Here is a 14,032-nt window from a genome sequence, read left to right as displayed (position 1 = left end):
CCTTTTTGCCACGTCATCCGTCGACGTCGCGCCTGGGTGTCCCGGCCGTCCTCGCACGCGCAGTGATCGCGACGATCCGGGACCGGCGTCGCCGTGCGTGCCCGCCCCGTGGCTCTTCGTCAGGCTGCCGGTGTAGGCACAGTCGACAAGTCGACCCAAGGCTCGGGCTTTACGAACAGTACTCCATTCGTGGCATCCGAAGGGGCGGCTCGCCGCTCAAGTCTCCCGCGATTCACGGGAATCTCAAGAGCGCGCACCCCCAATGGCGGACCGCCACCGGATGAACGGTGATCATCTTCACACAATCCGGGAGCGGAGAACCGCATTTTCACCCCTTGTGTCCTTCTTTGGGCAAGATGGAGTGGCTTGTTCGAAGAACAGTCGTACGGACCGAGGGATGTCGATGCCGGAGCTGGGACCCGCCGAGGAGGGCGGCACGAAGAAGGAGGAGCGCAGGCGGATCGACCTGAGTGTGGCTCAGGTCGCGGCGAGTGCGCTGGCCACGGTGGTGGGCGCGCTGCTCGCCTCGGAACTCGGGGTCTACGGCACGATCATGGGTGCAGCCGTGGTGAGTGTCGGGGCGACCACCGGTGGCGCGGTGCTCCAGCACGTGTTCAGACGCACCGGTGAGCAGCTGCGCGGGGCGGTGGACCGCGGGCCGTACCGGACCGTCAACACGCTGCGTCAGGTGCCGCTCGCGCCGGAGCGGGCGGCGGAGCAGTCGGCGGAGCAGTCGGGTGGGCCGCACGCCGGGCCGCCGGTGCTCACGGCGGAGTGGAACGAGCCCCAGGTGGTGCGGGCGCGCCGGCGCTGGAGCTGGCGGACCTATGCGGCGGTGTCCGGGCTGGTGTTCCTGCTGGCGATGACGCCGATCATGGTGTTCGAGCTGGCCACCGGCCAGCCGGTGTCGGCGACGGTGAAGGGCGAGTCCGGGAGCGGGACGTCCTTCGGCGGCACGGTGACGCCCAGGGGCTCGACCCGGCAGGACCCCCCTTCGGAGCGGCCGTCCTCCGGCGGCGGGCAGGGTTCGCAGACCACGCCCTCGGCCCCCGCCCCGACCAGGCCCGGCCGGGAGCCGAGCGCCACCCCGAGCACCACGCCGAGCGGCGGCAGCGGTGGGAGCGGCGGCAGCGCCTCGCCCTCGGCCGGTCCGAGCGCGAGCCCCTCGGCCGGCTCCTCCCCGTCGGCGGGCGGGAGCGGGACGTCCACCGGTGGGGCCACTCCCCAGCCGCCCGCGCCGACCGGCGCTCCGACCGGCGCTCCGGGCGGCGCGACGGTGGCCCCGCCGCCCGTCGGGACGCCCGGGAGTTGAGCCGCGGGCGGAGCCGCCCTACGCCCCCAGCACCCGGCGCAGGTAGTCGTTGCCGAAGACGCGCTGGGGGTCGACCTCGTCGCGCAGCGCCGTGAAGTCGCCGAAGTGCGGGTAGACGCCGGCCAGGTACTCGGCGTCGCGGGTGTGCAGCTTGCCCCAGTGCGGGCGGCCCTGATGGGCGGTCATCAGCTGCTCGACCCCGGTGAAGTAGCCCCGGTCGGGGGTGCCCCGGTAGAGGTGGACGGCGATGTAGGCGGTGTCCCGGCCGGAGGCGGTGGAGAGCCAGAGGTCGTCGGCGGGGGCGAAGCGCACCTCGACCGGGAAGCTCACCTTCCAGTCGGAGCGTTCGACCAGGGCCTTCAGCTCCCGCAGCACCTCGGCGACGGCCGCGCGCGGGACGGCGTACTCCATCTCCACGAAGCGGACCCTGCGCGGGCTGGTGAACACCTTGTACGCCGTGTCGGTGTAGCTGCGGTCGGACCAGGCGCGGCTGGCGACGGCGGCGATCGAGGGGACGGAGCGGGGGAAGAGCCGGCCGATCCGGCAGGCGCCCTCCCAGACCGTGTTGGAGAGGAAGTCGTCCTCCAGCCACTCCTTGAACCGGGGCAGCGGTGCGGCCGGGCCCTGGCTGCGGTTGTTGCGCTTGGTGGCGCACCGGTCCGTGTGCGGGAACCAGTAGAACTCGAAGTGCTCGTTGACGGCGGTGAGGTCGTCGAGGCGCTCCAGCACCTCGTCGAAGTCCATCGGCTGCTCGTGCGCGGTGAGCAGGAAGGCCGGTTCGACGCCGAAGGTGAGTGCGGTGATCACGCCGAGGGCGCCGAGGCCGAGCCGGGCGCCCTGGAAGAGCCGGGGGTTCTCGGTGGGGGAGCAGCGCCTGACGCTGCCGTCGGCGAGGACGATCTCCAGCGCGCGGATCTGGGCGGCGAGCGATCCGGAGTCCCGGCCGGTGCCGTGGGTGCCGGTGCTGGTGGCGCCCGCGACGGTCTGGACCTCGATGTCGCCCATGTTCGTGAGGGAGAGGCCCTCGGCGGCGAGGATCCGGTTGAGGCGGTTCAGCGAGAGGCCGGACTCGACGGTGACGGTGCCGGCCGTGCGGTCGATCTCGCGGACGGCGGTGAGCGCGTGCGGGCGGACGAGCAGGCCGTCGCCGGCCGAGGCGATCGCGGTGAAGGAGTGGCCGGAGCCGACGGCCTTGACGGTGCGGCCCTGCTCGGCGGCGCGCAGGATCTCCTTGGCCAGTTCCTCCACGGTGCCGGGCGTGGCGGTCCGGGCCGGGAGGGCGCTCTGGTTCCCGGCCCAGTTGGTCCACCGGGTGCGGGTCGCGGTGCTGGCCTGGGGCATGGCGCTGCCTCCTGCTCCGTGGCCGAACGGGTCGGCGCGGTCCGGGGCGGCCCGCCCGGCGGAACCCGGAGGCAGGCCCTACCCGCGGGTAGGGCCGCGGGTAGGGCGAGAGTAGTCAGTTCACCGTTCGACGTCTACGGGTCGTCCGGCCGCTTCGGCGGCCTCCTCGGCGGCGAGTCCGGCCCGCAGCCGGCCGAGGCCCGCGAGCGCGGTCACCACGCCGAGCACACCGGCGGTCAGCGGCACCCAGTAGCCCGCGGCGGCGCCGGAGGCGTCGACCACCCAGCCGCCGGCGGAGGAGCCGAAGGCGACGCCGATCGCCAGCCCGGTCGTGGTCCAGGCCATGCCCTCGGTGAGCTGGGCGGCCGGGACGAGCCGCTCGACGAGGGCCATCGCGGAGATCAGCGTGGGGGAGATGGCGAGGCCGGCGAGGAGCAGGGCGGCACCGGCGGCGAGCAGCCCGCCGAGGCCGTGCACGGTCGAGGCGACCAGCAGGACGGGGATCATGCTCAGCGCCATCAGCGTCACGCCGACGAAGAACCGGGTGGACAGCGCGCCCTTGGGCTTGAGCGCGCCGTAGACCATGCCGGCCAGGCCGGAGCCGAGCGCCCAGACGGCGAGCACGGTGCCGGCCAGGCCCTCGTGGCCCTGGGCCTTGGAGAAGGCGACGGTGACGATCTCGACCGAGCCGAAGATCGCGCCGGTGGCGATGAAGGTGAGCACCAGGACGACCAGGCCGCCGTTGACGATGGCGCTGCCGCCGCCGCGGGTCGCGGCCGGGTGGACCGGCGGTTCGGTGCGGCGCTGGGCGGTGAACAGGAGGATGCCCACCGCCAGGGCGATGACGGCGGCGAGCACCCCGGACTCGGGGAGGACGTTGGTGGCGAGGACGACGGCGAGGATCGGCCCGACCATGAAGCAGAACTCGTCGACCACCGCCTCGAAGGAGTACGCGGTGTGCAACCTGGCGGCGTCGTCGCGGTAGAGGTGTGCCCAGCGGGCGCGGACCATGGCGCCGGCGCTGGGCATCACGCCCATGCCGACGGCGAACAGGAACAGCGTCCAGGAGGGTGCGCCGAAGTGGGCGCAGAGCAGGAGTCCGACGGCGGCGGCGACCGCGAGCGCGGCGGAGGGGAGGGCGATGCGGCGCTGCCCGTAGCGGTCGACCAGCCAGGAGACCGCCGGTCCGAGCGCCCCGGCGGCGATCGCCAGTGTCGCCGAGACCGCGCCCGCGACCCCGAACGACCCCCGCTGCTCGGAGAGCATCGTCACGATGCCGATGCCGGTCATCGAGATCGGCAGCCGGGCGATGAACCCGGCGGAGGAGAACGCCAGGGTGCCGGGGGAGGCGAATATTCGGCGGTAGCTGGACAGCACGGGAGCTCCGGACAGAAGGGGTAAGGAACAATTCGGGCACACACAGCTTACGTACGTTGGCAAACGGTATTTTCCGGACACCTGCGCGGCCCCGGCGCCGGGCGCCCGCCCCTCAGTGGCAGGATCGGTGCCATGTCCGACGCGCGCAAACCCTCGTCCTCCGGCGCCGCCCCGTACGACGCCCTGCTGCTGCTCTCCTTCGGCGGGCCCGAGGCCCCCGAGGACGTCGTCCCGTTCCTGGAGAACGTCACCCGCGGCCGCGGCATCCCCAGGGAACGCCTGAAGGAGGTGGGCAGGCACTACTTCATGTTCGGCGGCGTCAGCCCGATCAACGGGCAGAACCGCGAGCTGCTCGCCGCCCTGCGCAAGGACTTCGCCGAGCACGGGCTGGACCTGCCGGTCTACTGGGGCAACCGGAACTGGGCGCCCTACCTGGTCGACGCGCTGCGGGAGATGGCCGACGACGGCCACCGCCGGATCGCCGTCCTCGCCACCAGCGCCTACGCCGGCTACTCGGGCTGCCGCCAGTACCGGGAGAACCTGGCCGACGCGCTCGCCGCCCTCGCCGAGGAGGGCCGCCCGGCACTGACCGTCGACAAGCTCCGGCACTTCTACAACCACCCGGGCTTCGTCGAGCCGATGATCGACGCCACCCTGAGCGCCCTGGAGCAGCTGCCCGAGGCCGTCCGCCCCGGTGCCCGGCTGGCGTTCACCACCCACTCCATCCCGGACGCGATGGCCGAGACCTCCGGCGCCCCGGACGACCCGGCCCGCGGCACCCCCGGCGGCGCCTACGTCGCCCAGCACCTCGACGTGGCCCGGCTGATCGCCGAGGCCGTCGCCGACCGCACCGGCGTGGCCGACCGGCCGTGGCGGCTGGTGTTCCAGAGCCGCAGCGGCGCCCCGCACATCCCGTGGCTCGAACCCGACATCTGCGACCACCTGGAGGCCCAGCACGCCGACGGCGCGCCGGCCGTGGTGATGGTGCCGATCGGCTTCGTCTCCGACCACATGGAGGTCAAGTACGACCTCGACACCGAGGCCGTCGCCAAGGCCGCCGAACTCGGCCTGCCGGTGGCCCGCGCCGCCACCGTCGGCACCGACCCGCGGTTCACCGCCGCCGTGCGCGAGCTGGTCCTGGAGCGGGCCGCCGCCGAACGCGGCGAGCCCGTGACCCGCTGCGCCCTCGGCGCCCTCGGCCCCAGCCACGACGTGTGCGCGGTGGCCTGCTGCCCCAACCCGCGCGCCCCCCGCCCGGCCGCCGCCGAGCGCTGACCCCCTCCGGAGGAGAATCCCGTGCCCACCCCCGCCCTGCCCGACGACCGGCTCCTCGACGACCTGCTGGACGTCGCCCTGGACGCGGCCCGGCAGGCCGGCGCCCTGCTGCGCGACGGCCGCCCCGCCGACCTCGGGGTGGCCGGCACCAAGAGCAGCCCGGTCGACGTGGTGACCGAGATGGACCTCGCCTCCGAGAAGCTCGTCCTGGAGCTGATCGCGGACCGCCGCCCCGAGGACGGCTACCTCGGGGAGGAGGGCGCCGAGCGGCCCGGCACCAGCGGCGTGCGCTGGGTGGTCGACCCGCTCGACGGCACCGTCAACTACCTGTACGGGCTGCCCTCCTGGGCCGTCAGCGTGGCGGCCGAGCTGGACGGCCGGGCCGTCGTCGGAGTCGTCTTCGCCCCGGCGCGCGGGGAGCTGTTCCACGCCGTCCTCGGCCGCGGCGCGTGGCTGGACGGCCGCCCCCTCTCCACCCGCCCGGCCCCGCCCTGGGGCCAGGCCCTGATCGGCACCGGCTTCAGCTACGTCCAGTCGGTGCGGGTGCGGCAGGCCGAGGTGCTGCTCGCCCTGATGCCCGAGGTGCGGGACGTCCGCCGGGCCGGAGCGGCCGCGGTGGACCTGTGCGACGTGGCCGCCGGGCGGCTGGACGGCTACTACGAGCGCGGCCTGGCCCCCTGGGACCGCGCGGCCGGCTGCCTGATCGCCGGCGAGGCCGGTGCCCTGGTCGGCGGCCGCCCCGGGCAGGGCCCGGACCGCGAGCTGACCGTGGCCGCCGCGCCCGGCGTCTACGAGCCGCTCCAGGAGCGCCTGGCCGCGCTGCGCGCCTGGGCGGACTGACCGGCCGCCCGCCGGAGCCCCCCGCCCGGGCACGGAGCCGCCTGGCGGACATGCGAAGAGCCCTGGCACACGGGGGGCGCCAGGGCTTGGGATCTCGCACGGCCCCCGCAGGGCCGCAGGTGCCGGAGGACCGGCGAAGGGTCAGGCGGCGGTGCGGTGCCGGTCCAGCACGGTGTCGACCCCGTGCTCGGCGGCCAGACGACGCAGGTCGTCCAGCTCGGACTGCTCCACCTCGGCGAGGAATTCGTCCCCGGCCTCGATCGCGCGGTGCAGATCCTGCTCGGCGTTGGCTATGCGCTGCAGGATTCCGGCCTTGAAGGCGTCCATACGGGCCCCCTTACTGTGTCGGACGTGCACGGTCGTACGTTCTCCGCCCCGAGGAGGTCCGGCCAGCGAAAGCGTCCGGGCCGGCAGGTGGTGGATCTCCGGTCGGGCGCGGAGACGGCCTGCGGCCGCTCCCGGTGACGTCCCAGCCCCAGGGCCGGCGCGGATGAACGCACGGCGGGTGGGTGCGATCGGCCATCGGCCAGATCGCGGGTGTGCAGCTGTCCTCCCCGCCGAGAGACCGGGGAAACCTCGGACCGGAAGAAATCTGCCGCTGTCACAGTCCAAACGGAGCGTTCCCGGCACGAACCGTCGTCACCGCCGCCGCGGCACGGGGGCGGGCACCCGCCGGATCGCCCGGGGCCCGCGGGGTCACGGCCCCTGCCCCACCGCAGCTTATCGCTGCTTTACCGCAGGACCAGGCAGGATGGAGGCACCGTCGGAGCCGTGCGTCCGCTTCCGGGGCCGGCCTGGAGAAGGGACTACGACCGTGCGGGTTCTCGTCGTCGAGGACGAGCAGCTGCTTGCCGAGGCCGTCGCGACCGGCCTGCGCCGCGAGGCGATGGCCGTCGACGTGGTGTACGACGGGGAGGCCGCGCTCCAGCGCATCGCGGTCAACGACTACGACGTGGTCGTCCTGGACCGCGACCTGCCGCTGGTGCACGGCGACGACGTGTGCCGCAAGGTGGTCGAGCAGGGCCTGGCCACCCGGGTGATCATGCTGACCGCCTCCGGCGACATCAGCGACCGGGTCGAGGGCCTGGAGATCGGCGCGGACGACTACCTTCCGAAGCCGTTCGCCTTCAGCGAACTCGTCGCCCGCGTACGGGCCCTGGGCCGCCGCGCCACCATCCCGCTGCCCCCGGTGCTCGAGCGGGCCGGGATCTCGCTCGACCCCGGCCGCCGCGAGGTGATCCGCGACGGACGCACCGTCCAGCTCGCGCCCAAGGAGTTCGCCGTCCTGGAGGTGCTGATGCGGGCCGGCGGCGCCGTGGTCTCCGCCGAGCAGCTGCTGGAGAAGGCCTGGGACGAGCACACCGACCCGTTCACCAACGTCGTGCGCGTCACCGTGATGACGCTGCGCCGCAAGCTCGGCGATCCGCCGGTGATCGTCACGGTGCCCGGCTCCGGCTACCGGATCTGACCCCCGGGGAGTCCGCCCCCGAGGACTCCCCGCATACCCGCGCCCGCCCGAGGCGGACGCCCCGAGAGGACCACCATGACCACCCCGCCCCCGGCCGGCGGGCCCTCCGGCGCGCCCGCCGGCGGCCCGCGTGCCGTACCGCCCAAGCCCGCGCACCCACCGCGCCAGGGCCGCCCGAACCAGCAGGAGACCTACGTCCCCGGGGACGGCCTGCTGGCCTGGCTGCCGTTCCGTCCGACCATCCGGATGCGGCTCACCCTGCTCTACGGCGGCATGTTCCTGATGGCCGGCGTGGTCCTGCTGCTCGTGATGTACTTCTTCGTCCAGCAGGCGCTCCAGGAGGTCGGCCAGCCGCACCTGGTGCTCAACGGCCAGGGCATCCAGGTCAAGACGCCGGACGGCTTCACCATCACCAGCCAGTCCGCCCTCGACCAGTGGCTGAACGACAACAAGTCCATCCAGGCCGCCGCGGCGCTCAACACCCTGCTGCGCAAGCTGCTCACGGTGCTGGTCTGCCTCGCCGTGATCGCCTTCGCGGCCGGCTACGCGATGGCCGGCCGGGTGCTGCGCCCGCTCGGCCGGATCACCCGCACCGCCCGCGACGTCGCCTCCTCCGACCTGCACCGCCGGATCGAGCTGGACGGGCCGGACGACGAGCTCAAGGAGCTCGCCGACACCTTCGACGACATGCTGGACCGGCTAGACCGCTCCTTCGACTCCCAGCGCCGCTTCGTCGCCAACGCCTCGCACGAGCTGCGCACCCCGCTGGCGATCAACCGGACCCTGCTGGAGGTCCAGCTCTCCGACCCGGCCGCCTCGCCCGACCTCCAGCAGCTCGGCAGGACCCTGCTGGCCACCAACGAGCGCAGCGAGCAACTGGTCGAGGGCCTGCTGCTGCTCGCCCGCAGCGAGAACGAACTGACCGACCGCCGTCCGGTCGAGCTGTCCGAGGTGGCCACCCGGGCGCTGGAGCAGACCAGGGGCGAGGCCGACAAGCGCGAGGTGGAACTGCGCTCGAAGCTCGACCCGGCGGTGGTCGCGGGCAACGGCGTGCTGCTGGAACGGCTCGCGCTCAACCTGCTGCAGAACGCCGTCCGCTACAACACCCCGGGCGGCTGGGTCGAGCTGTCCACCGCCGCGGTGCCGGGCGGCGGCGAGCTGGTGGTCTCCAACACCGGCCCGGTGGTGCCCGGCTACGAGCTGGAGCACATCTTCGAGCCGTTCCGCCGGATCAAGGGCGCGGACCGCACCCGCAGCGACAAGGGGGTCGGACTGGGGCTGTCCATCGTCCGCTCCGTGGTGCGCGCCCACGGCGGCACCGTGGAGGCCACCCCGCGCGCCGGGGGCGGCCTCACCATGCGGGTGCGCGTCCCCGCGCCGTAGCGCCCCCGCGCAGCGCCGTAACGCCCGTGCCGGGCGTCCGGGGTGCCGCGTTCCGTGGGCGACCCGTCCCGCCGCCCCCGTCAGGCCCGTGAAGACGACATAAGGCCTGGCGGGGGCGGCTTGTCTTTTCCGGCCCGGGCAACTTACGGTGTCGTAACCTACGCAACCGTAAGTGTGGCCCGCCGGTGTGCCTGCCGACGGCCCCGTACGACGTCTGCCCGCCCTACGCGCCCGTCCCGCGCGTGCCCGTCCCCCAGGAGCAAGACCGTGACCATCGCCCCTGCGCAGAGCAGCACCTCGCTCGGATCGAGCGGCTGGACCGACACGCGGCTGATCCTGGCCCTCGAGGAGGTCGTGGAGAAGGAGCTCAACCGCCACCTGGGAGTGGCCAAGGAGTGGATGCCCCACGAGTTCGTCCCGTGGAGCCAGGGCCGGGACTTCGACGGCGTGCTGGGCGGCGAGGCCTGGAGCCTCGAGCAGTCCAAGGTGACCCCGCTCGGCCGGGTGTCGCTGGTGGTGAACCTGCTGACCGAGGACAACCTCCCCAGCTACCACCACGAGATCGCGACCATGTTCGGCCGCGAGGGCGCCTGGGGCACCTGGGTGCACCGCTGGACGGCCGAGGAGGGCCGGCACGGCATAGCCATCCGCGACTTCCTGCTCGCCACCCGGGCCGTGGACCCGGTGGAACTGGAGCGGGCCCGGATGAACCACATGTCCGAGGGCTTCGAGTCGGACAACGCGCACAGCATGCTGCACTCCGTCGCCTACGTGGCCTTCCAGGAGCTGGCCACCCGCATCGCGCACCGCAACACCGGCCGCTACGCCGGGGACCCGCTGTGCGAGCAGCTGCTGGCGAAGATCGCCAACGACGAGAACCTGCACATGGTCTTCTACCGGAACCTGCTGAAGGCCGCCCTGGAGATCGCCCCCGACCAGGCCATGCGGGCCGTCGCCGACGTCGTCACCAACTTCCGCATGCCCGGCCACGGCATCCCCGGCTTCGAGCGCGCCGCCGCCCAGATCGCCCTCGGCGGGGTGTACAACCTGCGCATCCACCACGACGACGTGCTGCAGCCGGTGCTGCGCAAGCTGCGCGTGATGGACATCGACGGCCTCGGGCCGGAGGGCACGATGGCCCAGAACGAGCTGGGCGTGTTCCTGGACGGGCTGGACGCCCAGGCGCGCAAGTTCGAGGAGCGCCAGGCGGCGATCCTGGCGCGCCGGGAGGCCAACCGCAGCGCCGGCTAGGACGCCCGGGGGTCCGTTGCCGGGAGGTCGGAGTGGGTGGATTTTCCGTGTTTTGCCCAGGAAAGTTCTGAACGTGACCAAGCTCACACCGTGTCGCTCCACGGTGTCGGGCAATGCCGGAGAGTGATCACCCTGCCGGGAGTGCCGGTCGCGTTCCGTGACCGGAATCCGGCCTGCCGACGCGCCGCAGGATTGGCCGATGTCCCTGACGGGCAAGGGAATCGGCGGACGCCGGTACGGCCTTCGATCACGGAGCGTGGCGGGCCGGGAGGGCGCGCGACGGGTCCGAGATGGCCCAGCGTGAGGCCTCCCGCGCCCTGCGGGATCACCCCAACGGAGCCCTGGCTGAGTGTCGATTGAGTAACAGGGCTTGAAGTAAGGCAAAATCTCCGCCTCGGGTCGGGCACAAGACCGACCTCCCATGCGTTACGTGCGCTGGAGATACCGCACACACCGCACAAACCCGGAGGGGGAGAGCGAAAAATGGCAACCGACTACGACACCCCACGCAAGACCGACGACGAGCTCAACGAAGACAGCATCGAGGAACTCAAGGCCCGCCGGAACGACAAGGGCGGCAGCTCGGTCGACGTCGACGAGTTCGAGGCTGCGGAGGGCATGGAGCTCCCCGGTGCCGACCTCTCGGGCGAGGAACTGGCCGTCCGCGTGCTGCCGAAGCAGGCCGACGAGTTCACCTGCATGAGCTGCTTCCTGGTCCACCACCGCAGCCAGCTGTACAGCGAGAAGAACGGCAACCCGATCTGCCGGGACTGCGGCGCCTGAGCGCCGTAGCGGACAGCGCCCGGTACCCGCGGCTACCGCGGGACCGGCACAACGCCCCTTCCGGCCCCGGGCAGCGGGGCCGGACGGCAGGTCCGCGACCCGTCCACCAGGACGGGTCCGGGAGGACGGAGTCGTTCGGCGGCGCACGGGCACCCGAGGCCCCGGCCGGTACAGCACCGGCAGGCAGGGCGTCGACCAGGGCAAAGTCGTAGGGACGGTCCCGCGTCAGCGGAACCGTCCCTCTCGGTTTTCTCGGCCCGGTCGCGTTTCCCGGCCCCGCCCCGGCCCCGGTCGCGCCCGGGCGGGCCCGGGCGGGCCGGCTACGTGCGGGCGCCGCGCCGGGCCTGCTCCAGCGCGTCGGCCAGCTTCATCGGCGAGCGGGTCGACAGATAGAGGTAGGGCGTCGGGTCGGCCGGGTCGTCGACCTCGACCCGCAGCGCGGTCGGCACGTAGCTGCGCAGCAGCATGAAGGCGCGCGGGTCGGCCTTCGGGCCGCGCCAGGCGGTGGCCTCGGCGGGGCTCAGCGCGTGCGCGGTGCCCAGCGCTTCCACCGGGATCCGGGCCGGGCCCGCCACCAGCGAGCCCTGGACCACGCGGATCCGGGCCGAGCCGTAGCTGCTGATCGCGACCGCGCCGGCGGCGATGCCGATCACCAGGCCGATCAGCGCGGCCGTGCCGCTGACCCGGATCAGGATCAGCGCGAGGGTGAACCCGACTGCGACCGGGAGCGACCACCAGGAGCGCGGCACCGTGAGGCGTTCGTCGTACATGCCCTCCATTGTGGGCGCCCTGACGCCCGGAGCGGGACGCCACCCCCGGCGGGGGCCTTGCTACCCCTGAGTAGGCTGGGTCGGCGTGACCGGTACGACGCCCCCCAGCACCCCCACCGACCGGCCGGCGCCGGCTCTGCCGCCGACCGCCCCGCCCATGCCGACTCCGCCCACGCCGACCACGCCGACGACTCCGCCGCCCGACGCCGTGCTACCGGCGCGCGCTGCCGAGGCACCGGCCCCCGGCACCCGGCTCGGCTCCCACTACGAGCACTGCTTCGGCTGCGGCCCGCAGCACCCCGGCGGTCTGCGGATCGACGCGATCGCGGGCGAAGGGCTCGACGTCACTGCCGAGTTCACCGTCCGGGACGTCCACCAGGGCGGCCCCGGGCTGGCCCACGGCGGCGTGCTGACGACCGCGATGGACGAGACCCTCGGCACGCTCAACTGGCTGCTGCACGCTCCCGCGGTGACCGGCCGGCTGGAGACCGACTTCCTCCGCCCGGTGCCCGTCGACTCGCTGCTGCACCTGCGTGCCTGGATCACCGGCGTGTACGGCCGCAAGATCTACAGCGCCGCCGAGGCGCGGATCGGCGGCCCGGACGGACCGGTCGCCGTCCGGGCTCAGGCGCTCTTCATCCAGGTGAAGCTGGAACACTTCACCACGCACGGTCGTCCCGAGGACATCGAGAAGGTCCTCGACGACCCGGATCTGATGAAGCGCGCACGAGCCTTTGAGGTGAACCCTTGAGCGAGACCCCCCGCCCGCCGCTGGACGTCCTGATCAGGCGCATCGACCCCGAGCTGCCGCTGCCCTCGTACGCGCAGCCCGGGGACGCCGGTGCCGACCTGCGCACGGCCGTCGACGCCGAGCTGGCCCCGGGCGAGCGGGCGGTGCTCCCCACCGGCATCGCCATCGCACTCCCGGACGGCTACGCGGCCTTCGTCCACCCCCGCTCCGGGCTCGCAGCTCGTTGCGGAGTTGCCCTCGTGAACGCCCCGGGGACGGTCGATGCCGGGTACCGTGGAGAGATCAAGGTGATCGTCGTCAATCTGGACCCGCGCGAGGGGGTCAGCTTCCGCCGAGGGGACCGGATCGCCCAGCTGGTGATCCAGCAGGTCGAGAAGGCCCGCTTCCACGAGGTGGCCGAGCTGCCTGGGTCGGCACGTGCCGAGGGCGGGTTCGGGTCGACCGGTGGCCACGCCGCGGTCTAGCATTCCCGCGGCCTCGCAGGAAGCCGAGCAGGTATTCGCATCGGTCTTGGACCGGGAAGGACAGTGACCGTGTTCCGTCGTCGCCAGAAGAGCGAGGACGCTGTCGAGCAGCTCGCCGACGACGCCATCAGCGCCGACGAGACGGCCGATGACGTCGAAGGTTCCGCCGAGAGCGAGAACGTGACCGAGCTGGACCCGGCCGACAGGGTCGGCCTGCCGCCGGCCCCGCGGCCGGACGGTCCGTGGGACCACTCGGAGCTCGAGAACCCCGAGGAGGGACGGGTCGACCTCGGAGGCCTGCTGGTCCCCGGCGTCGAGGGGATGGAGCTGCGCGTCGAGGTCGCCGGTGACGCGATCGTCGCCGCCACCCTCGTCCTCGGCAACAGCGCCATCCAGCTCCAGGCCTTCGCGGCCCCGAAGTCGGAGGGCATCTGGGGGGAGGTCCGGGAGGAGATCGCCAACGGCATCACCTCCCAGGGCGGCATCGTGGACGAGGAGGAGGGCCCGCTCGGCTGGCACCTCCGCGCCCAGGTCCCGGTGCAGCTCCCGGACGGCACCCAGGGCGTGCAGCTGGTGCGCTTCGTCGGCTGCGACGGCCCGCGCTGGTTCCTGCGCGGGGTGATCTCGGGCCAGGCCGCCGTGCAGCCCGAGATGGCAGGGATCCTGGAGCAGGTCTTCCGCCAGACCGTCGTCGTGCGCGGTGAGAGCCCGATGGCGCCCCGCGACCCGATCGTGCTGAAGCTCCCCGAGGACGCCCAGATGGTCGCCGACGGTGGTGGGGCTGCTGCCGCCGCCGGCGAGAGCGACAACCGCTTCGGCGGCACCGCGCTCGACCCGTTCGCGCGCGGCCCGGAGATCACCGAGGTCCGCTGACGCGGTCGATCGCACCGGCATCGCCTCCGCCCGGGAGCCCGGGCGGAGGCGATTTGCATGTGGCGGGTCGGTGCCCGTACAGTTCCGGAGTCGCCGCGGGAGACCGGGGCGACAAGGCGGAAAGCGAATCCGATGAATGAAACT

At 73.2% G+C, this 14,032-nt stretch carries 13 protein-coding genes and 1 pseudogene; 10 read left to right on the top strand and 4 right to left on the bottom strand.

The window, feature by feature from the left end:
• Positions 1-403 precede the first annotated feature (403 nt).
• Positions 404-1,312 (top strand): hypothetical protein, encoded by a 909-nt coding sequence (locus ACGF07_RS23760; RefSeq protein ID WP_392901819.1) that lies wholly within the window; start codon positions 404-406, stop codon positions 1,310-1,312.
• 18 nt (positions 1,313-1,330) lie between these two features.
• Here the strand turns inward: ACGF07_RS23760 and ACGF07_RS23755 are convergent, their stop codons facing one another.
• Positions 1,331-2,653 (bottom strand): D-arabinono-1,4-lactone oxidase, encoded by a 1,323-nt coding sequence (locus ACGF07_RS23755; RefSeq protein WP_392901817.1) that lies wholly within the window; start codon positions 2,651-2,653, stop codon positions 1,331-1,333.
• Between the two features lie 120 nt (positions 2,654-2,773).
• A complete protein-coding gene (locus ACGF07_RS23750; protein WP_350745475.1) occupies positions 2,774-4,030 on the bottom strand; it encodes an MFS transporter in 1,257 nt (418 codons plus the stop codon).
• A gap of 132 nt (positions 4,031-4,162) precedes the next feature.
• Between ACGF07_RS23750 and ACGF07_RS23745 the strand changes: the two genes are divergently transcribed.
• The gene (locus tag ACGF07_RS23745) at positions 4,163-5,305 is read left to right on the top strand and encodes a ferrochelatase (protein ID WP_350745473.1); all 1,143 of its coding nucleotides are present in this window, start codon (positions 4,163-4,165) and stop codon (positions 5,303-5,305) included.
• A gap of 21 nt (positions 5,306-5,326) precedes the next feature.
• Complete coding sequence (locus ACGF07_RS23740) at positions 5,327-6,145, top strand: inositol monophosphatase family protein (protein WP_392901814.1); 819 nt, start codon at positions 5,327-5,329, stop codon at positions 6,143-6,145.
• Positions 6,146-6,286: 141 nt separating this feature from the next.
• Here ACGF07_RS23740 and ACGF07_RS23735 read toward each other — a convergent pair whose 3' ends face one another.
• Positions 6,287-6,472, bottom strand: a complete 186-nt coding sequence (locus tag ACGF07_RS23735) for a hypothetical protein (RefSeq protein ID WP_030285471.1) — start codon at positions 6,470-6,472, stop codon at positions 6,287-6,289.
• A 487-nt stretch (positions 6,473-6,959) separates the two neighbouring features.
• Between ACGF07_RS23735 and ACGF07_RS23730 the strand changes: the two genes are divergently transcribed.
• From ACGF07_RS23730 to ACGF07_RS23715, 4 genes are all read left to right on the top strand, one after another.
• A complete protein-coding gene (locus tag ACGF07_RS23730; protein ID WP_030057689.1) occupies positions 6,960-7,613 on the top strand; it encodes a response regulator transcription factor in 654 nt (217 codons plus the stop codon).
• Positions 7,614-7,688: 75 nt separating this feature from the next.
• Positions 7,689-8,996, top strand: coding sequence for a sensor histidine kinase (locus ACGF07_RS23725; RefSeq protein ID WP_392901812.1), 1,308 nt, complete (start codon positions 7,689-7,691; stop codon positions 8,994-8,996).
• A 267-nt stretch (positions 8,997-9,263) separates the two neighbouring features.
• Positions 9,264-10,247: an acyl-ACP desaturase gene (locus tag ACGF07_RS23720; RefSeq protein ID WP_392901810.1), complete on the top strand. Its 984-nt coding sequence runs from the start codon at positions 9,264-9,266 to the stop codon at positions 10,245-10,247.
• 483 nt (positions 10,248-10,730) lie between these two features.
• Positions 10,731-11,030 (top strand): DUF4193 domain-containing protein, encoded by a 300-nt coding sequence (locus ACGF07_RS23715; RefSeq protein ID WP_350745462.1) that lies wholly within the window; start codon positions 10,731-10,733, stop codon positions 11,028-11,030.
• 320 nt (positions 11,031-11,350) lie between these two features.
• Here ACGF07_RS23715 and ACGF07_RS23710 read toward each other — a convergent pair whose 3' ends face one another.
• The gene (locus ACGF07_RS23710; protein ID WP_392901808.1) at positions 11,351-11,800 is read right to left on the bottom strand and encodes a DUF3093 domain-containing protein; all 450 of its coding nucleotides are present in this window, start codon (positions 11,798-11,800) and stop codon (positions 11,351-11,353) included.
• Positions 11,801-11,957: 157 nt separating this feature from the next.
• Here ACGF07_RS23710 and ACGF07_RS23705 point away from each other — a divergent pair, with 157 nt between their 5' ends.
• The 3 genes and pseudogenes from ACGF07_RS23705 to ACGF07_RS23695 all read left to right on the top strand — a co-directional run bounded on the left by ACGF07_RS23705 (position 11,958) and on the right by ACGF07_RS23695 (position 13,888).
• Positions 11,958-12,551, top strand: coding sequence for a PaaI family thioesterase (locus tag ACGF07_RS23705; RefSeq protein WP_392901806.1), 594 nt, complete (start codon positions 11,958-11,960; stop codon positions 12,549-12,551).
• A pseudogene (gene dut, locus ACGF07_RS23700) lies at positions 12,548-13,082 on the top strand (dUTP diphosphatase). The gene ACGF07_RS23705 and the pseudogene dut overlap by 4 nt, the downstream one beginning before the upstream one ends.
• 2 nt (positions 13,083-13,084) lie before the next feature.
• Positions 13,085-13,888: a DUF3710 domain-containing protein gene (locus ACGF07_RS23695; RefSeq protein WP_350745454.1), complete on the top strand. Its 804-nt coding sequence runs from the start codon at positions 13,085-13,087 to the stop codon at positions 13,886-13,888.
• Positions 13,889-14,032: the final 144 nt, after the last annotated feature.

Source organism: Kitasatospora sp. NPDC048194 (genome assembly GCF_043202455.1).
In the GTDB taxonomy this organism is placed as follows: domain Bacteria; phylum Actinomycetota; class Actinomycetes; order Streptomycetales; family Streptomycetaceae; genus Kitasatospora.
The sequence above is the reverse complement of the archived record's forward strand: the minus strand, read 5'-3'. Positions and strand labels throughout refer to the sequence as shown.